Origin of the sequence: Streptomyces sp. KMM 9044 (genome assembly GCF_024701375.2) — a bacterium.
Lineage (GTDB): Bacteria > Actinomycetota > Actinomycetes > Streptomycetales > Streptomycetaceae > Streptomyces.
This window is the reverse complement of the sequence record NZ_CP113910.1, coordinates 5385609-5403150: the sequence shown is the minus strand read 5'-3', so window position 1 is coordinate 5403150 and position 17542 is coordinate 5385609. Positions and strand designations below refer to the sequence as shown.

The window sequence follows — 17542 nt, the reverse complement described above, 5'->3', positions numbered from 1 at the left end:
CCGGAGATGTACCGTCACCCGCATGACCGGTCGGACGAACCGGCTGGCCCGGTCGGCCGGCTGAGCCAGGAACGAGATGAAGGACGAAGGTGTGCGCACATGAGCGAGTCACAGCTCTGGCACCAGGTGGACGACTACTTCGCCGCCCTCCTCTCACCGGAGGACGAAGCCCTGACGGCCGCCCTGCGGGACAGCGGGGCCGCCGGCCTCCCGCCCATCGCCGTCACCCCCGCCCTGGGCGGGTTCCTCCAGTTCCTCGCCCAGGTGCAGGGCGCCCGGCACATCCTGGAGATCGGCACCCTCGGCGGCTACAGCACCCTCTGGATGGCCCGTGCCCTCCCGGCCGGCGGGCGGCTGATCTCCCTGGAGCACGACCCGCTCCACGCCGAGGTCGCCACCCGCAGCATCGCGCGCGCGGGTCTGGGCGGGCTCGTCGAGGTACGCGTCGGCCCTGCGCTGGAGTCACTGCCCCGGCTGGCCGACGAGCACCCGCCCCCGTTCGACCTGGTCTTCATCGACGCCGACAAGGCCAACAACCCGCACTACCTGGAGTGGGCCCTCGAGCTCACCCGCGCGGGCAGCCTGATCGTCCTCGACAACGTCGTCCGGGGCGGCCGGGTGATCGACCGGGACAGCACCGACCCGGACGTGCTGGGCATCCGCGCCGCCCTCGACCTGATCGCCGGCCACCCGAGGCTGAGCGGTACGGCGATCCAGACGGTCGGCGCCAAGGGGTACGACGGCTTCGCCCTGGCGCGGGTGCTGGAGTGAGCCGTCCCGCGGCGGTCCCCGGCGGAACCCGTGCGGAGCCGGCCGGCCTCACACCTCGTGGTAGAAACCCACGTTGACGCTGCGCGGGGCCGCGCGGTCCAGGATGACGACCTCGCCGTTGCCTCCCCGGGGCAGCGCGACACCGCCGCCGTAGGCTACCGGGTGGGCCTGGCCCCCGATGGTCAGCCGGACCTCGCAGGACGGCTCGGGGAGCGAACCGCGCAGCCAGCTCAGGTACCAGATGCCGTCCTGGGCGCACTGGAACTCCAGGTGGACCCTGGACACGAACAGCCAGTCGTCCGGCGTGGAGAGACGGCACACCGACCTGTCCCGGCCCACCCGCAGCACGGCGCCCGGCTCGGTGGGCGCGTCGGCCATGAGCATGCCGGCCGTGGCCCCCGATTCCGCCGACGACACCGTGGCCATGGTGAGTTCGAGCACGCGCGCTCCTCCTGAGACGTTCTGGCGGGCCGGCGGTACCGGCCCGGCAACGACCGGAACGGCCTGGTGCGCCGACCGGAACGACCCGCTGTCGCCGCATGATAAAACGCCCGGCTCCCTCCCGTCCGTCCGTTTGGCGGCCGCAACGGCCTCATGACCGAGCGGAGGCCGCCGGATGCCGGTTTCGAGGTGGGGCCGCCCCGCTCGAGCGGAGTCGGGAGTGGGGGGGGGAGGGCGGACAGGCAGACTCGTGGCGCCGAGGCACGCGACCGGGAAACCGCGTCCGACGAGACGTGCTGCCGCCGGCACCGGCACTGCGCGAGGAGGCCGGGGACATGCCGTGGAGGCGGCCTTCGCGGCCCCCGCGGAGCGGATCGTGCGGAAGATCCTCACGGAGGCCGACACCAGGATCCGCGACGTGATGTACAAGCCCCCGCCCGGCCCCGCCGGGCAAGAAGCCGTACGACGTCGAGGACGTCGTACGGCAGTGGCGGGAACGCCGGGCGGGTGCGGACGGGCCGGCGCCCGGGGATGTCTGACGGCGGCCCCGGGCGCAGGAGCCGGTCAGGCGCGCAGGAGCCGGTCCGCCAGTTCGCGGTAGTCCCGCAGTGCCAGGCGCAGTTGCTCGGTGCCGGTCTCCGCGGCGTTCGGGCCCTCGCCGACCTCCGCGGTCTGCCAGGACCGGCGCAGGGTACGGCGCCGCTCGGTGACCGCCTCCGTGAAGCCGGCGGCGAGTTCCTCCAGCAGGCGATCGGCCTCCTCGACGGAGTCCCTCGGGGCGTCCACGAAACCGGCCACGGCGTGCTGCAGTTGCGCGGAGAGCTTGTCGCCCTCGTCGAGCGGGAGCAGACCGGGGCCGTGCGCCGTGCCGGGGGCGCGGTCGCCGTCGTGGCGGCCGTCCAGGGACGTGTACGTCTCCGGCGTGCCGCCGGTCCGCGAGCGGTCGGCACCCGGAGAGTCCACGCTCTCGTGGGAGGGCGTCACTGTGCCGGTGTCCTCGCGGAGGTCCGGGGTGCCTGCTCGGGCGCCCTTCTCGTAGGCGTCCCGGCGGGGGTCACCGTGGAGGTCCTGGGGGAGGTCTCCGTGGGCGCCGTCACGGGTCCCGTGAGTGGTGGTAGGGGTGGGGGTGGGGGTGGTAGGGGTGCGGGGCGTTCCGGTCAGCGGGTCGCCGCCGGGGCGCCGGGTCCTGTCAGTCATCTCGCTCAGCTCTCCTTCGCCTGTCGCCGGTGGAGCAATGAGGGGGTGTGGGTGCGGCCGTGTTCGGCCGTCCCCGCGCGGTGGCCGTCCGGGCCGCCGCGGTGGTCTCCGCCGTCGTGGCGGGAGGGGCGCACCAGGTCGTCGAAGAGGGCGCGGGCCTCGACCATGGCCTCGCGCATCTCCTCGGTGCCCGCGCCGCCTTCGTGCCCGCCGTTCACGCGGGCCTGCGCGACCCGGTGCACGCGCCGGTAGCCGTCGACGTGGTGGGCGTGGTGCACGGACAGCGCGGCGAGCTGCTCCTCGTACTGTCCGCCGCCGGGGAAGCCCCGGGCGGCGGCGAGGTCGGCGAGCAGGCGGTCCGCCTCGGCGACCGCCTCCCGCGGCGATTCGACGAACCGCTCCTGCGTGGCCGTCCAGCCCGCCTCGTACCGCTCCTGTTCGGCGGGCTCCAGCGGTCGTGTCCGCAGGTCGCCGTGGAGCTGTACACGCTGGGCCAGTTCACGTTCGGCGGCCTCGGTGTCCCCGTCGTGCCGGGCGACGGCCCGGTCGTACTCGGGGCCGAAGCGCCGTTTCAGGTTCGCGCCGTGGCGTGGGCCGCGGGCGCGCAGGGTCAGTACGGCCGCCGCGACGACAACGACCGCCACAATCACGATCAACGCAATGATCAGGCCAGTGGACATGGATGCCTTCCGGTGTGTCGGCCAACCGGCACCTCTCGCGCGCCGGTTCTCCGTTCGTGTTGCCCGAAGACCCGCCCGCAAACAGGGTTGCGGAACCGGTGTCGGAGGAGCGGAGAATGCGGTGATGGTCTGGACCGTCGCCCCCGAACTCCCCGGCTCCCCCGTCGCCGCCGCGCTCTGGCGGGCGTCCTACACCGAAGTGAGCGACCGCTGGTACCTGCTGCACGAGGGGCGCCGGACCGACCCGGCGGAGCTGGAGCGCGAGATCGCCGCGGAGTCGGGCGCCGACCTGGTTGCGCCGCGCGGGCATCTGCTGGTCGCGCGGTACGGGGGCGGGGCGGCGGGCGGCGCGGGGGTCCGGCTGCTGGACGGTGCGACCGCCGAACTCACCCGGGTCTTCCCGCACCGGAGGATGCGGGGCAGGGGCGGTGCGGCGCTCCTGGTGCGGGCCGCCGAGGACGCGGCCCGCGCGTCGGGGGCCGCCCGGCTGATCCTGGACACGCGCGGCGACCCGGTGGAGGCCCGCGCCCTGTACGCCCGGCTCGGCTTCACCGAGACGCGACCGCACAACAGCGAACCGACCGCGGAGCACTGGTTCACCAGGCAACTCGGGTGAGCGGGCGGCCCGGGTGACTTCGCGCCGGCTCAGCCGACCGGCGTACCCGTACCCGGGTGCCCGCCGTCGCCGTGCGGACGTTCTCCGCGCGATCCGCCCAGTTCCCCCGACAACTCGTGCACCAGCTGGACCAGGTCGGTCGGCCGGTCCGGCCCCCACCAGTCGCCGAGCAGTTCGGCCAGGGACTCCTCCCGGGCCCGCGCCAGCTTCTCGGCGGCCTCGAAACCGTCGTCGGTCAGGACGAGGCCGAGGCCCTCGCGCCGGGCGAGGTGCCGCACCTCGGCCTGGCGGGCGGCCTCCAGGACGACGCCGAGCGGGACGGGGCTGCGCGCGGCGAGCAGGGCCGGTTCCACCGAGCCGTGCCTCCTGATCCGCAGCAGCAGCCAGCCCGTGGCGGGCAGCAGGTCGTAGCCCGCGCGGACGGTGGTCTTCTGGTAGATGTCGCGCCGGCCCTCGCGGGTGCCGAGCAGGGACAGCGCGCGGCACACCTCGTCGTACGAGGAGCGCTCCACCGGGTTGCTGGCCAGTGTCTCGGTGCCGTCGGGCGCGGTGACCGAGGCGCGCAGTCTGTCCTCCTTGAGGAACCAGGCCAGGACGAACCCGGCGAGGACGACGGGAACGGCGTACAGGAAGACGTCGGTGATGGAGGAGGCGTACGCGTGGACGACCTCCGGACGCAGGGCGGCCGGCAGGTCCGCGATGCCACGCGGGTCGGACTCCAGTGCGTCGGCGGACACACCGGGCGGGAGCTGGACGCCGCGGAAGGCGGCGGTGAGTTTGTCGTCGAGACCGTTCGTGAAGATCATGCCGAAGACGGCGACGCCGAAGGAGGCGCCGATGGAGCGGAAGAAGGTCGCGCCGGAGGTGGCGACGCCGAGGTCCTGGTAGGAGACGGCGTTCTGCACGATCAGTACCAGGACCTGGATCACCAGGCCGATCCCCAGGCCGAAGACGAAGAAGAAGGCGCTCATCACGAGGGTGGAGCTGTTCTCGTCGAGCTGGTGGAGCAGCAGCAGGCCGACGGCGATGAGGCCGGTGCCCGCGATCGGGAACACCTTCCAGCGGCCGGTACGGCTGACGATCTGTCCGGAGGCGGTCGAGGCCAGCAGCGTTCCGGCCACCATCGGCAGCATGTGCACACCGGACATGGTCGGGCTGGTGCCTTGGACCACTTGGAGGAACGTCGGCAGATAGACGCTCGTGCCGAACATGGCGAAGCCGACGATGAAGCTGATCACGGCGGTGAGCGTGAAGGTGCGGATCCGGAACAGCCCCAGCGGCAGCACCGGTTCGACGGCCCGGCGTTCCACGGCCACGAACGCGACGGCGAGGACGGCGCCCAGTACCGCGAGGCCGATGATCTGCGGCGAGCCCCAGGCCCAGGTGGTGCCGCCGAGGGAGGCGACCAGGACCAGGCAGGTCGCGACGGAGGCGATGAGGAAGGTGCCGAGGTAGTCGATGACGTGTTGGGTCGACCTGCGCGGGATGTGCAGCACCATGGCGATGACGGCGAGGGCGAGGATCCCGAGGGGCAGGTTGATGTAGAACACCCAGCGCCAGCTCAGGTGCTCGGTGAACAGTCCGCCGAGCAGCGGCCCGAGGACGCTCGTCGTGCCGAAGACGGCACCGAACATGCCCTGGTACCTGCCCCGTTCACGGGGCGGCACGAGGTCGCCGACGATCGCCATGGACAGCACGATCAGTCCGCCGCCGCCCAGCCCCTGGAGCGCGCGGAAACCGATCAGCTGGGCCATGTCCTGCGCCGTGCCGCACAGCGCGGACCCCACCAGGAAGATGACGATGGCGGCCTGGAACAACCGCTTGCGGCCGTACTGGTCACCGAGCTTGCCCCACAGCGGGGTCACGGCGGTGGAGGCCAGCAGATACGCGGTGACCACCCAAGACAGATGTTCCAGGCCGCCCAGTTCACTGACGATGGTGGGCAGCGCGGTGGCCACGATGGTCTGGTCGAGGGCGGCGAGCAGCAGGCCGAGGAGCAGGGCACTCATCGAGACGACGACGTTGCGGGACACCTGCTCCGGAGGGCCGCCGGAACCACCCGGACCACCTGGACCTCCCGGACGGCCCGGGCCTGCGTCGGAGGCCGGTGGTCCGGAACCGGGCGAGGGCCGCGTGCTGCCCGCCCTCTCCGCCCTGCCGTGCGCGTGCCCGGACATGACCACCTCCACAAGTTCTCGATTCCACGGTCCATCGTGATCGGTGTGACCGGTTATGGCCTGTTGAGTCCCTCCGGAAGTCCGCATTCCGGGGGCGTGCGCGCCGGGGTGCGGAGGAGATCTGCATAATCTCTGGAGATCGCGAGGGGAGGGACTACGCGTGAACGACTCGACGGGCACCCCGTGCCCGGAATGCGGTACGCCCAGAAAGAAGGACAACACCCCTTCCTGCGCCTGCACTCTGCACGCGTCCGACGCCCTCCGCGACGCCCGTGCGGCGCAGGCGGCACAGGCGGCGGACTTCCCTCCGCTCCGCATCCGCCCGTACGTCGGACTCGACGACGGCACCACGGCGGCGGGAGCAGGGGCGGAACCAGGAGCAGGGGCGGAACCAGGAGCAGGGGCGGCGAGTACTCCGAACGCGGCACCGGAGCCCTCCGCACCGGCCGACGGGGCCCCCGGCACACCGAAGGACGGTGACGCCCCGGCAGACGGCGGTGCGCCGGACAGCGGCCGCGCTTTGGAACGGGAGGCCGGGCAGGGGGCCGAGGAGACCCGCACACCTGCCGGCCCGGGCCGGCAGGGCGCACCCGCGGCCCAGGCCGGCCGAGCGGCGCAGGACGGGCGGACCGCGGACGGCGGGCGGACGGCTCCCGGTGAGCAGACCGCCCAGGCCGGGCAGACGGCACCCGGCGCACCGCGGCCGGCCGCGGACGCCACCATGCAACTGCGCGCCGTCGCCCCCGACACACTCGCCGCACCCGGCACCGCCGGAGCTCCCGCGGCCCCGGCCTCCCGGCCCGCGCCCCTCGCCGCGCCCCTCGCGCCGCCCACGACCGAGCCGAGCGCCACCGACCTGCACCTGTTCGACTCCACCCGCCCCTTCAGGACGGTGTCCGCCGCCACGGGTCCGCCCGCAGGCCCGGCAGCGTCCCCGCTCCCGGCCGCCGGCGGCCCCACTCCCCCCGGCGGTGGCCGCCGTCGCCGTGCCGCGCTGCTCGTGGCCGCCGGGACCGTGGTGGCGGTGATCGGGGCCGCCGGGTGGGCGAGCGGACTGTTCGCTCATGAGACGCCGTCCCGGGACGGCGCGACGGCGGACACCGTACGGGCGAGCGTGCCGAACGCGCCGTCCGGCACACCCTCTGCGGCACCGGCCACGAGCGCGTCCGGCTCGCCGGAGGCGTCCGCCCCGGCGTCGGTCTCGGCCCCGCCGTCCGAGAGCGCGAGCCCGTCGGCGTCGCCGTCCGGCTCCGAGTCGGCGGAGGCCAGTGCTTCGGCGGCCCCGTCGGACGAGCCGGAACCGTCCGCGACCCCGACCACCGGCCCGCCGGCCGACGCCCCCGAGGACGCGGAGGAGCTGGACGGCGGCGACGCCACCGGTCCCACGCTGAGGCGCGGCGACCGGGGGCCGGAGGTCGCCGAACTCCAGGAGCTCCTGAGCAAGGTGTACCTGTACAACGACGAGGTCAACGGCCGGTTCGACCGCCGCACGGCGGGCGCCCTCCGCAACTACCAGTGGTCACGGGGCATCCGTGGCGACGAGCTGGGTGTGTACGGGCCGGAGACCCGCAACCGGCTGGAGTCCGAGACCCAGGGCCTCTGAGGCGACGGGGCCGGCCTCGGGCGGGCCGGCCCTACCGGCCCGCCGTGTGTCCGGTTTCCGTGATGTGCAGCAGGACCGTCCCGTCCGCGCCGCGCTCCACCCGTACCCGGGTCAGGTCGCGTGCGACCACGTCCGGGGTGTGGAATCCGGCGCGCGGGCCGATGCCGACGACGCGCATGCCGGCCGCGCGCGCCGCGGCGATCCCCGCCCCGGAGTCCTCGAGGACCACGCAGTCGGCCGGGGCGATGCCCAGTTCCGCCGCGCCCTTGAGGAAGCCCTCGGGGTCGGGCTTGCTCGCGCCCACCGACTCGGCGGTCACCCGCACCTGGGGCTGCTCCAGTCCGGCGGCGGCCATCCGTGCCGCGGACAGGGCGACGTCGGCGGAGGTCACCAGGGCGTGCGGCACGCCGTCGAGGGAGGCGAGGAAGTCGCGGGCGCCCGGTATCTCGACGACGCCCTCGGCGTCCGCGGTCTCCTCGGCCAGCATGCGCGCGTTGTCGGCGTAGTTCTGCTCCACGGGCCGGTCCGGCAGCAGCAGGGCCATCGAGGCGTAACCCTGCCGCCCGTGCACGACCTTCATGACCTCGTTCCCGTCGAGCCCGTTCCGCTCGGCCCAGCGCCGCCAGACGCGCTCGACCGAGGCGTCCGAGTTGACGAGGGTGCCGTCCATGTCCAGCAGGAGGGCACGGGCGGTGAGTACGGCGGTGGCTGTCATCGGCAGCTCCAAAGCACGGGAAGGGGACAAGGCGGCCCCGCCCGCCGGTCAGGGAAAACGGGCGGGAGCCACTTTGTTTATTAACGATACAAAACAAACCCGGTCTCCCGCCAGCTTCTCCGCCAACCATTCACGGATCGTTGGCCGCGCCATCACCGCCGCCCGCACCCCCACAGCCACAGCCACAGCCACCGCCACCGCCACCGACGGAACCGGCCGGGCGGCCGACCCGCCGTTCGCCCCCCCGGTCCGCCACCCGCCGGCCACGGCTCGCCCCGCTCAGCCGGTCACCGCTTCCCACAGGCTCCACACGCCGAGCCCCAGCATCAGCAGCGCCGCGATCCGGGTGATCAGCTTCAGCGGCACCCGCTTCATCAGGGCCTTTCCGCCGACGATGCCCAGCCCGGCCACCGCCCACAACGCCAGCACCGCGCCCAGACCGACCGAGAGCGGGTCGCCGTAACGGGCGGCGAGGTTGGCCGTCATGATCTGGGTGAGGTCGCCGAACTCGGCGACCAGGATGAGCATGAAGCCCGCCCCGGACACCTTCCAGAAGGACTGGTTCTCCGGCTTGCGGATCTCCTCGTCGCCCTCGTCCTTCTTGAACAGCAGCATCGCCGCGCCGCCCAGGAAAAGCACGCCCGTGACCGCGTGCACGAGCTGTTGTGGGAGCAGGGTGAGCACGCTGCCGGCCGCCACCGCGAGCACGACGTGCACGGCGAAGGCGGCGGCGACGCCGGCGAAGACGTAGGAGGCCCGGTAGCGGGTGCCGAGGACGAGGCCGGCGAGCGCGGTCTTGTCCGGCAGCTCGGCGAGGAGGACGACGCCGAACACGACGGCCGTCACGGTCGGGTTGATCAAGGTCCCTCGATCGGTCGGGGCTGCCCCGCCGAGAGTCTGCGCGTGTCCTGCGTGTCCACGGGACGCCTCGGCACGGCAGCACACATGACGCCCGTACCGAGAGGCACGAGCGGTGCACTGCTTGCCGAAGGTCTCGCCGGCCGGCCCCTGTACGGGACCTGCCTCCGGGCGCCGGCCCAGACGGGCTGAGCAGTATGTCGACGGTCCGGCGAAGGGCTACTCCCCCTCTGCGCCGTCCATCGTACGCGAGCCCGGCCCGAGTCCCCGTACGCGCGTCTCCGTGCGGACCCGCACCCTCCTCCGCGCCCCGTCCGCCCCTGCGGGGCTCCCGCGGAAGCGTCACGCCCGCACGGCATCCGCACCACATCGGCACCGCAGCATGCCTAGACACGCCATGCACACGTCATTAACTTCTCACCGGGTCCACTCCTCCCCGTAATACCGCGAGGCGAGCATTCCCCTTGCTCGCACTTCAACGGCCCCATGCCACAAGGGAGTTCGCATGCCGAAGTTCTACGCGCGTCGACGTCTGGGCATAGTCGCGGCGCTCACCGGGCTCATCGCCTCCGCCGGAGCACTCAACGGCCCGAGCGCCTCCGCGGCCCTCCCCACCCCGGTCAGCGCCTCCACCGCCCGCACCTACCTCGCCTCTCTCACCGTGTCCACGGAAAGCCGCACCGGCTACAACCGCGACCTCTTCCCCCACTGGATCACCATCAGCGGCACCTGCAACACCCGCGAGACGGTCCTCAAGCGCGACGGCACGAACGTCGTCACCGACTCCGCCTGCGCCTCCACCAGCGGCAGCTGGTACTCCCCGTTCGACGGCGCCACCTGGTCAGCCGCCTCCGACGTCGACATCGACCACCTCGTCCCGCTCGCCGAGGCCTGGGACTCCGGCGCCGGGTCCTGGACCACGTCGCGGCGCCAGTCCTTCGCCAACGACCTGACCCGCCCGCAACTGCTCGCGGTCACCGACAACGTCAACCAGTCCAAGGGCGACAAGGACCCCGCCGAGTGGATGCCGTCCCGGACGGCCTACCGCTGCACCTACGTCCGCGCCTGGGTGCAGGTGAAGTACTACTACGGCCTGTCGGTCGACTCGGCCGAGAAGTCCGCCCTGCAGGGCTACCTCGCGAGCTGCTGAGGCCGCCGACCGCGCAGAACGCCGCGACCGGCCCGAGATCCCCCGGACCCCTCCGCCGTTCCGTACCGTACGGGGCGACGGAGGGAAGGGATCACCACCATGACCGGACTGCGCCTCGGACCACTGCTGAGGTACATCGACGGCTCGTCCGCGACCGTCTGGGCCGAGACCGACCGGCCGGGCACCGCCGAGGTGCGCTGCGCGGACGGATCCGGCGGGACGGCCCGCACCTTCCAGGTCGCGGGGCACCACTACGCGCTCGTCGAGGTGACCGGCCTGACCCCGGGCACGACGACGCCGTACGAGGTGTTCCTCGACCGGGCCCGGGTGTGGCCGCCGGCCGGGAACGCCGAGGACAGGGCCTTCGCGTCGCTGCCGCCCTCCGTCATCGCCACTCCCGGCTCCGGAGCCGGTGACGGCGTGCGGGTCGCCTTCGGCTCCTGCCGCTGGGCGTCCCCGCCGGCCGGCGAGCACGATCCCGTCGGCCCCGACGCACTGCACGGCCTGGCCGCGCGCATCGCAGCCGACCCGGACGGCGAGCGGCCCGACGTGCTGCTCCTCCTGGGCGACCAGGTGTACGCCGACGAGACCTCCGACGCCACCCGCGCGTATCTCGCCGCCCGCCGCGACCTCGCCGACGCGCCGGGCGACCAGGTGGCGGACTACGAGGAGTACACCCACCTCTACTACGAGTCCTGGCTCGACCCGCAGGTGCGCTGGCTGCTCTCGACGGTTCCCACGTGCATGGTCTTCGACGACCACGACGTGATCGACGACTGGAACACCTCCGCCTCGTGGGTCGCCGACATGCGGGCCACGCCGTGGTGGGGCGAGCGGGTGCGCAGCGGCCTGATGTCGTACTGGGTGTACCAGCATCTCGGCAATCTCTCCCCGCGCGAACTGGCCGCGGACCCGCTGTACGCGTCCGTACGGGAACTGCCGGACGGCACGCACGCGTTGCGGGCCTTCGCCGCCGGCGCCGAGGCGGACACGGCCTCGGCGCGCTGGAGTTACCGGCGCGACTTCGGCCGGGTGCGGCTGCTGATGGTGGACACGCGGGCGGCCCGGGTCCTGACGGAAGGCGAGCGTGCGATGCTCGACCCCGCCGAGGTGGCCTGGCTGCGCGAACAGGCGCTGGACGGGCGCGGCGGGTACGACCACCTCCTCATCGGCACGTCCCTGCCCTGGCTGCTCCCGCATCTGGTGCACGATGTCGAGGGGTGGAGTTCCGCGCTGGCCCGGGGTGACAAGGGGCCCCGCTGGGCCCGGTTCGGGGAGTGGCTGCGGCGGGCGGCTGATCTGGAGCACTGGGCGGCGTTCCCGGAGTCCTTCGGGGAGCTGGCGGAGCTGATCGCCGAGGCCGGTACGGGGCCGGACGCGCCGGCGACCGTGTGCGTGCTCTCCGGGGACGTCCATCACGCGTATGCGGCGGAGCCGAGCTGGGGCGCGGACGGGCCGGAGCGGGGACTCCGGGGCGGGAACGGGCAGGGGCGCGGGCCGGATGCCCGGGTGGTGCAGCTGACCTGCTCCCCCGTGCACAACTCCATCCCCCTGTCGATCCGGCTCGGGTTCCGCTTCGGCTGGAGCGCCGTCGCCCGGGGCGTCGGCCGCGTCTTTGCCAGGCACGGGCGCGCGGGGCAGCCGCCCGTCAAGTGGCGCAAGACGGGCGGGCCCTGGTTCGGCAACCAGCTCATGACGCTGACGATGCGCGGGCGTTCGGCGGTGCTGCGGCTGGAGCACGCGCGCGCGGCGCAGGACCCGGCGCCGGAGACGGAGGCGGTGCGGCCGGGAGCGGGGCCGGGTGTCCGGCTGGGAACGGTGACGGAGACCGAACTCAGCAGGTGACACGAGGTCGAACCTGTGAGTCCGCTGTGACGCCGGGGGTGTATTCGGTCACCCCGTTGAGCGCGAGGACGGGGAGCGGGGAGCGTTCACGTGCGGCAGCAGGCGGCCGGCCCTCCGTTTTCCACGGCACCCCGTGGCCAAATGTTGAACTTGCAAGCATAAGGGGGGGCACCTAACGTGGGTTCTCGGCTCGGCTCCCGTCCCGGACCGGCCCGTTCCGGGACGGCCTACCGAAGGAGACCCCCCACATGCCCGAACGTCTCAACAGCGCCCAGCCGTACGCCCTCGGCCTCTTCCGCATCGTCGTCGGCCTGCTCTTCGCCTGCCACGGCGCCGTCGCCCTGTTCGGCGTGCTCGGCGGCACGGACGGCAGCGGCGGCACCGCCGGGACCGGTGCCTGGCCCACCTGGTACGCGGCGGTGATCGAGCTCGTCGGCGGCAGCCTCGTCCTGCTCGGACTGGGCACCCGTGCCGCCGCGTTCATATCGTCGGGCGCGATGGCCTACGCCTACTTCAAGGTGCACCAGCCTGAGGCCCTGTGGCCGATCCAGAACAACGGCGAGGGCGCGGCCCTGTACTGCTGGGCCATGCTCCTGCTGGTGTTCACCGGCTCCGGCGCCTTCGGCCTGGACCGCCTGTTCACCCGCCGCGCCCGGACACGGACCGTGGAGCAGCACACGGCCGAGCGGACCCCGGTGACGGCCTGACCTTCCGCGGGCCCCCACCCCCGCCCCCGCCCCCGCCCCCACGGTGCTCTCCCCGGTTCTCACGCCCCGGGGAGAGCACCGTCCGGTGCCGGAGGGGGAGTTCGCGAACGGAGGCCGCAGGGGAACGCGAACTCCCGGTGCCGCACGCACGAACCCTTCGTGACCTTTCCGTCATCTGCCCGGCGTACTCTCAGTGACTGTCAACAGTCATTCTCCTGCCGCTCCCCCCGCGACACCGCGGCACGGTCTGGCCGACGGAGGAGCAACGGGGAGTCCGGGTGGAGAGTTTCGGGTCGCTGATCGGCAGCCCATGGGTCTATGCGGTGGTGGCCCTCTCGGTCCTGCTCGACGTGTTCCTGCCGGTGCTGCCGAGCGGGGTCCTCGTGATCGCCGCGGCCACGGCCGCCGCCGCGGGCACCGCGACCGACGTGCCCGGCATCCTGATCCTGACGCTGTGCGCCGCCACCGCCTCCGTCCTGGGCGACCTGGTCGCCTACCGTCTCGCCTGGCGCTGCGGTGACCGCCTGGACCGGGCGCTCGCCCGGTCCAGACGGCTGACCGGCGCGCAGGAACGTCTCGGCGGCGCGCTGGCCCGGGGCGGCGGAGGTCTGGTCGTCCTCGCCCGTTTCGCCCCGGCCGGCCGCTCGCTGGTCTCGCTCGGCGCGGGAGCCGCCCGGCGCCGGGCCCGCGACTTCCTCCCCTGGTCGGCGCTGGCCGGGCTGTCCTGGGCCGCCTACAGCGTGGCCCTCGGCTACCTCGGCGCCCACTGGCTGGGCGCGACCTGGCTCGCCACCGCGGTGTCGGTCGCCGCGCTGTTCGGGGCGGGTGCGGGGGCGGCCTACCTGATGCGCAGGCGGCCGATGCCCGGCGCGGGCGTCGTCGCCCAGCCGGCGAAGGCGTCGTAGCGCGGGCAGCGGCCCTCACCGCCCTCCTCACCGCCCGCCGCGTCGTCCGCCCCGCCTGCCCCGCCTATCCGTCCCGCCTCTCCACCACGCCGGTGCTCGCGCCGCGCACCTCCAGGCCGTCCAGCAGGTCGGCCGTGGCCTCGACGACCGCGTCCACGGCCCGGTCGAAGACCTCACGGTTGTGGGCGGCCGGCGCCCGGAAGCCGGACACCTTCCTCACGTACTGCAGGGCCGCGGCCCTGATCTCGTCCTCGGTGGCCTCCTCGGACAACGCGGGCGGACGCAGGGTCTTGATACTCCGGCACATGCCCCCAGTCTCACCCCGAGGGGCCCTGAAAGCCATGCCGGACGACCGCGTTCCGGGACTTGCCCGATCGGGTGAACCGGCCGAGGCGACCCCCTGGTTGACTCGCCACCCAAAATCGAACAGGCGTATCATTAGCGCGTGGCTGCGACCTATGACTTTCCAAGTGACCTCCTCGCCGGTCAGGAGGAGCTGCGTCAGGTCCAGGCAGAGCTGTCGGCCCTGTTGAGACGGCTTCCCTGGTCGGTGGAACCTCTCGACGGGTTCAGCGACGACACCGGCTGGCGCCTGGTGGAGCGCCCCGCCTCACCCGGCTGGACGGACGACGAGCAGGCCGAGGTGGAGAAACTCCGGCGCCGGGAGCACGAGCTGGTGGTGTTCGTCAGCACCCACCGGTACTGGGCGGACCTGGCCGGCGTCGACCGCGTCCAGGCCCGCTCCCGGCTGAAGCACGCGCACGGGACACCGCCGCCGGGCGGGAGGGAGCCGTCCCCTTAGGGGCGTTCCCGGTGCGAACGGCACAGGGCCCTCCGGAGAAGTTCCGAAGGACCCTGGTACCGGTGGGCGCGGACGGTTTCGAACCGCCGACATCCTGCTTGTAAGGCAGGCGCTCTACCCCTGAGCTACGCACCCGGGCCCCGGGCGCAGCGCCCGGGCCGAATCGACACCCTACATGGCCCGGGGAACGATCCGGGCTCCCGGGTCCTGCCGCGATCCGTCCGGGCGGCATTCCTTCCGGGTCGCCTCCGGGTTCTTCCCGGGGGCCTGTGCGGGGGCCGTGCTGGGGACAACCCCACCTCGGTTCCGGTAGCGGCCCGGATCCCCGGGCGGGGCCCGTTTCCGCACGGCCGAAGAGCGCCGGAAAGCGCGACCGTCCATCCCGGGGGAGACCGTCATGACCCGCACGTCCGACACCACCGGCACGACCCGCACCCCCACCGGCTCCTCCCGTGGCGTGCGGTCGCGTGCGGTCGCCCTGGGCGGGGCCGCCGTGGTGCTCGTCGGCGGGCTGACGGCCTGCGGGGCGGCGGCCTCGGACGACACCGGCCCCGACCGCCGGTCCTCCGGCCTGCCCGGCAGCACCCTCACCGTCGACTCCGACGCCTCCGCGCCCGACCGTCGCCACGGACCGCAGCCCGTCGGGGAGGATCGAGGTCGCCCGGTGGTTCCAGGGCGCCGTCGCCCTCGGCACGGACCCGGAGGCCGCCTGGTCACTGGAGGGCGACCGGCTGAAGCCGCGGATCAAGTGCTCCGGCATCGTCGCCGGCTGCTCGGCCAAGCACCGTATCGAGCTCCCCCGCAAAGCCGCCGTGAAGGTCGAGGAGGGCGACGGCAGTGTGCGCGCCCGGGGCTTCCGTGACGCGCGGGACATCCGTACCGGGGACGGCTCCGTGCACGTCACCGAAACCACCGGTCCCCTGGACGTGCGGACCGTCGACGGGTCGGTGCGGGCCGAGGTCGCCTCCCGCACGGTGCGCGCCCGGACCGGCGACGGCTCGGTCCGCCTGGAACTGAGCACCGTCCCCGACCTGGTGGAGTCCCGCACCGGCGACGGTTCCGTCACCGTCGAACTGCCCCGGGCCACCTACCGGGTGACGACCGGGACCGGTGACGGCGCAGAGAAGGTGCCGGTGCCGCGCGACGACACCAGTTCCCCTCTGGCCGACGTCCGCACCGGCGACGGGAGCATCACGGTCCGTACGGCGAACCGAACGACCCGTGTGTTCGTCCCTGACCGGTGGGACAATGGCCATCGGGCAGGCGAACGACAGTACGACGGGAGAGGGATGTGACGGCGATACCAGGGCAGCCGTACTCGCCGTCGGGACCACGCGTGCGCCGCATGCGTGGTCTTCCGTCCCGGGACCCTGTCTCCCGGGGCCGGGCCGCCGGTCCGCTCCGTGCCACGTTCGCGCTGACGGTCCTGCCGCTGGTGGCGGCACTGGTCCTGCCCGCCGCGTTCGCCGGCGGCGGCACCCGGCGCTGGTTCGGCGGGCGGGCCGAGAACCAGCGGGCCGAGGCGCAGGACGCCAAGGACGCGGCGGCGGCCGCGTTCTACGAGCTGGACACCGCCCAGCGGGACCTGCGGATCTCCATAGAGACGATCACCGCCGTCGACAGTTCTCCCGCCGCCCGTCGCGCCGTCGCCGACTTCGAGGCGCTCGGCCGCCGGATCGACGAGGCCAGCCACACCTACATCGCCGCCGTCGACGCCCATGATCTCGACCGCGACGGCCTGGAGGCCTCCGTCGCCTCCCGGGCCCGCACCGAACTGACCGCCGCCAAGGGCGAACTGGACCGGGTCAAGCGGGAACTGGACCGCTTCACCGACGGGCTCGGCCCCCTCCTCGACAAGGCCGAGACCCAGCTGGCCCGGCTCGCCCCCGCCGTAGAGCGGGCCCGTCAGGCGCTGCTCGCCGCGTCGAACGCGCTGGACGCCGCCCGCGCGTCCGGGCTGCGGGCCGACGACCTCGCCGCCCGGCTCGCCGCGCTCTCCCCGGAGCTGACCAAGCTGAACCAGGGCGCCGGGCAGCACGGCGTGCCGCAGACCCTGGAGCGGACCGAACAGGTCATCCGCCAGGCCGAGGCCATTCGCGCGGAAGCCGACCGGCTGCCGGAACTGGCCGCCGAGACCGGCCGCCGGCTGGTCTCCCTGCGCACCCGCGCCCAGGCTCTCACCACCCGCAGCGAGCAGGTGGAACCGGTGCTCAGCGAGCTGCGCCGGCGCTTCGCCGTCGCCTGCTGGCAGGACCTCCAGGGCGTTCCCGACGTGGCCACCGAGAACGTGCGGCAGGCCGAGAGCAGGCTCGCCGAGGCGGGCACCGCACGCGACGAGCAGCGCTGGGCGGACACCACCGTTCTGCTGTCGACCGTACGGGCTCTGCTGAACACGACCGACGAGGCCGTGTCCGCCGCCGGGGACCGGCTGCACCGGCTGAATGCCGTGCAGAAGGACCCGGAGCAGGAGATCGAGCGCACCCGTTTCGCCATCCGGGACGCCCAGCGCCTGGCCATGGCCGGCCGTCACACCCCCGACCCGCGCCACGCCCACCCGCTGGACAGCGCCGTGGCCCGGCTGGAGCGGGCCGTCGCCGGGCTGGAGGAACGCCATCCCGACTACTGGCACTTCCTGACGGAGACGGAAGCGGTCCGCCGGTCGGTGGCGCAGGTGGTGACCCTGATCCGCGAGGACCGGGGCGGCTCCGCCGGCTGAGCGGTACGCATCCGGCCGCCCCGCTCCCCCGTGACCGGCCGCAACCCGCCGTCGGCCGGTTAGCCTGTGCTCATGCCTCGCTACGAGTACCGCTGCCGGACCTGCGGCGACACCTTCGAACTGAGCCGTCCCATGGCGGAGTCCTCCGCCCCGGCCGACTGCCCTGCAGGACACGACGACACCGTGAAGCTGCTGTCCACGGTCGCCGTGGGCGGTGCCGCCTCCGCACCGGCCGCCGCTCCCCGCGGGGGCGGCGGGGGCGGCTGCTGCGGCGGAGGCTGCTGCGGCTGACGGCCTCCGCGCCGGACCGCCCCGGCAGCCTCCGGGATCTTCCTCAGGTTCTCTTCAGCTACGCGTTT

At 73.6% G+C, this 17542-nt stretch carries 17 protein-coding genes, 1 tRNA gene and 1 pseudogene; 11 read left to right on the top strand and 8 right to left on the bottom strand.

The features are described 5' to 3' along the window. The first annotated feature begins 99 nt into the window (after positions 1–99). Positions 100–771: an O-methyltransferase gene (locus tag HUV60_RS24360; protein ID WP_257849337.1), complete on the top strand. Its 672-nt coding sequence runs from the start codon at positions 100–102 to the stop codon at positions 769–771. 48 nt (positions 772–819) lie between these two features. Here the strand turns inward: HUV60_RS24360 and HUV60_RS24355 are convergent, their stop codons facing one another. The 3 genes from HUV60_RS24355 to HUV60_RS24340 form a co-directional block, all read right to left on the bottom strand. Beyond that, positions 820–1212, bottom strand: coding sequence for a hypothetical protein (locus tag HUV60_RS24355; protein WP_257849336.1), 393 nt, complete (start codon positions 1210–1212; stop codon positions 820–822). 564 nt (positions 1213–1776) lie between these two features. Continuing rightward, positions 1777–2409 carry a hypothetical protein gene (locus HUV60_RS24345; protein ID WP_257849335.1) on the bottom strand — a complete coding sequence of 211 codons (633 nt, stop codon included), beginning with the start codon at positions 2407–2409 and terminating at the stop codon, positions 1777–1779. A 5-nt stretch (positions 2410–2414) separates the two neighbouring features. Further along, complete coding sequence (locus HUV60_RS24340) at positions 2415–3089, bottom strand: hypothetical protein (protein ID WP_257849334.1); 675 nt, start codon at positions 3087–3089, stop codon at positions 2415–2417. A 124-nt stretch (positions 3090–3213) separates the two neighbouring features. Between HUV60_RS24340 and HUV60_RS24335 the strand changes: the two genes are divergently transcribed. Beyond that, positions 3214–3705 (top strand): GNAT family N-acetyltransferase, encoded by a 492-nt coding sequence (locus HUV60_RS24335; protein WP_257849333.1) that lies wholly within the window; start codon positions 3214–3216, stop codon positions 3703–3705. 29 nt (positions 3706–3734) lie between these two features. Here the strand turns inward: HUV60_RS24335 and HUV60_RS24330 are convergent, their stop codons facing one another. Beyond that, entirely contained in the window at positions 3735–5882 is a 2148-nt protein-coding gene (locus HUV60_RS24330; RefSeq protein ID WP_257849332.1) for an MDR family MFS transporter, read from the bottom strand. A 160-nt stretch (positions 5883–6042) separates the two neighbouring features. On the opposite strand from HUV60_RS24330, the gene HUV60_RS24325 reads away from it, so the two are divergent. Further along, positions 6043–7485 (top strand): peptidoglycan-binding protein, encoded by a 1443-nt coding sequence (locus tag HUV60_RS24325; protein ID WP_257849331.1) that lies wholly within the window; start codon positions 6043–6045, stop codon positions 7483–7485. A gap of 31 nt (positions 7486–7516) precedes the next feature. Here the strand turns inward: HUV60_RS24325 and HUV60_RS24320 are convergent, their stop codons facing one another. Next, positions 7517–8200 carry an HAD-IA family hydrolase gene (locus HUV60_RS24320; protein ID WP_257849330.1) on the bottom strand — a complete coding sequence of 228 codons (684 nt, stop codon included), beginning with the start codon at positions 8198–8200 and terminating at the stop codon, positions 7517–7519. Between the two features lie 279 nt (positions 8201–8479). Then, complete coding sequence (locus HUV60_RS24315; RefSeq protein ID WP_257849329.1) at positions 8480–9061, bottom strand: TMEM165/GDT1 family protein; 582 nt, start codon at positions 9059–9061, stop codon at positions 8480–8482. Between the two features lie 502 nt (positions 9062–9563). On the opposite strand from HUV60_RS24315, the gene HUV60_RS24310 reads away from it, so the two are divergent. The 4 genes from HUV60_RS24310 to HUV60_RS24295 all read left to right on the top strand — a co-directional run bounded on the left by HUV60_RS24310 (position 9564) and on the right by HUV60_RS24295 (position 13665). Continuing rightward, positions 9564–10208: an HNH endonuclease family protein gene (locus tag HUV60_RS24310; protein ID WP_257849328.1), complete on the top strand. Its 645-nt coding sequence runs from the start codon at positions 9564–9566 to the stop codon at positions 10206–10208. A gap of 99 nt (positions 10209–10307) precedes the next feature. Next, on the top strand, positions 10308–12053 hold the full coding sequence (locus tag HUV60_RS24305; protein WP_257849327.1) for an alkaline phosphatase D family protein: 1746 nt from the start codon (positions 10308–10310) through the stop codon (positions 12051–12053). Between the two features lie 248 nt (positions 12054–12301). Next, positions 12302–12760: a DoxX family protein gene (locus HUV60_RS24300; protein WP_257849326.1), complete on the top strand. Its 459-nt coding sequence runs from the start codon at positions 12302–12304 to the stop codon at positions 12758–12760. A 278-nt stretch (positions 12761–13038) separates the two neighbouring features. Then, the gene (locus tag HUV60_RS24295; RefSeq protein WP_257849325.1) at positions 13039–13665 is read left to right on the top strand and encodes a DedA family protein; all 627 of its coding nucleotides are present in this window, start codon (positions 13039–13041) and stop codon (positions 13663–13665) included. Positions 13666–13729: 64 nt separating this feature from the next. Here HUV60_RS24295 and HUV60_RS24290 read toward each other — a convergent pair whose 3' ends face one another. Next, the gene (locus HUV60_RS24290; protein ID WP_257849324.1) at positions 13730–13972 is read right to left on the bottom strand and encodes a DUF2277 domain-containing protein; all 243 of its coding nucleotides are present in this window, start codon (positions 13970–13972) and stop codon (positions 13730–13732) included. 138 nt (positions 13973–14110) lie between these two features. Here HUV60_RS24290 and HUV60_RS24285 point away from each other — a divergent pair, with 138 nt between their 5' ends. Next, the gene (locus HUV60_RS24285; RefSeq protein ID WP_257849323.1) at positions 14111–14467 is read left to right on the top strand and encodes a hypothetical protein; all 357 of its coding nucleotides are present in this window, start codon (positions 14111–14113) and stop codon (positions 14465–14467) included. Positions 14468–14530: 63 nt separating this feature from the next. Here HUV60_RS24285 and HUV60_RS24280 read toward each other — a convergent pair. Next, a tRNA-Val gene (locus tag HUV60_RS24280) sits at positions 14531–14602 on the bottom strand. A gap of 262 nt (positions 14603–14864) precedes the next feature. On the opposite strand from HUV60_RS24280, the pseudogene HUV60_RS24275 reads away from it, so the two are divergent. The 3 genes and pseudogenes from HUV60_RS24275 to HUV60_RS24265 form a co-directional block, all read left to right on the top strand. Further along, positions 14865–15678, top strand: a pseudogene (locus HUV60_RS24275) (DUF4097 family beta strand repeat-containing protein); the annotation flags it as partial. Between the two features lie 80 nt (positions 15679–15758). Next, on the top strand, positions 15759–17183 hold the full coding sequence (locus HUV60_RS24270; RefSeq protein ID WP_257849322.1) for a hypothetical protein: 1425 nt from the start codon (positions 15759–15761) through the stop codon (positions 17181–17183). 72 nt (positions 17184–17255) lie between these two features. Beyond that, positions 17256–17474: an FmdB family zinc ribbon protein gene (locus HUV60_RS24265; protein WP_257849321.1), complete on the top strand. Its 219-nt coding sequence runs from the start codon at positions 17256–17258 to the stop codon at positions 17472–17474. The last annotated feature ends 68 nt before the right edge of the window (positions 17475–17542 follow it).

Excerpts from the sequence above, each read along its gene's own strand:
- HUV60_RS24265 (WP_257849321.1), top strand. The coding sequence starts at position 17,256 with ATGCCTCGCTACGAGTACCGCTGCCGGACCTGCGGCGACACCTTCGAA.
- HUV60_RS24320 (WP_257849330.1), bottom strand. The coding sequence starts at position 8,200 with ATGACAGCCACCGCCGTACTCACCGCCCGTGCCCTCCTGCTGGACATG.
- HUV60_RS24330 (WP_257849332.1), bottom strand. The coding sequence starts at position 5,882 with ATGTCCGGGCACGCGCACGGCAGGGCGGAGAGGGCGGGCAGCACGCGG.
- HUV60_RS24310 (WP_257849328.1), top strand. The coding sequence starts at position 9,564 with ATGCCGAAGTTCTACGCGCGTCGACGTCTGGGCATAGTCGCGGCGCTC.
- HUV60_RS24305 (WP_257849327.1), top strand. The coding sequence starts at position 10,308 with ATGACCGGACTGCGCCTCGGACCACTGCTGAGGTACATCGACGGCTCG.
- HUV60_RS24345 (WP_257849335.1), bottom strand. The coding sequence starts at position 2,409 with ATGACTGACAGGACCCGGCGCCCCGGCGGCGACCCGCTGACCGGAACG.
- HUV60_RS24335 (WP_257849333.1), top strand. The coding sequence starts at position 3,214 with ATGGTCTGGACCGTCGCCCCCGAACTCCCCGGCTCCCCCGTCGCCGCC.
- HUV60_RS24340 (WP_257849334.1), bottom strand. The coding sequence starts at position 3,089 with ATGTCCACTGGCCTGATCATTGCGTTGATCGTGATTGTGGCGGTCGTT.
- HUV60_RS24300 (WP_257849326.1), top strand. The coding sequence starts at position 12,302 with ATGCCCGAACGTCTCAACAGCGCCCAGCCGTACGCCCTCGGCCTCTTC.
- HUV60_RS24360 (WP_257849337.1), top strand. The coding sequence starts at position 100 with ATGAGCGAGTCACAGCTCTGGCACCAGGTGGACGACTACTTCGCCGCC.
- HUV60_RS24290 (WP_257849324.1), bottom strand. The coding sequence starts at position 13,972 with ATGTGCCGGAGTATCAAGACCCTGCGTCCGCCCGCGTTGTCCGAGGAG.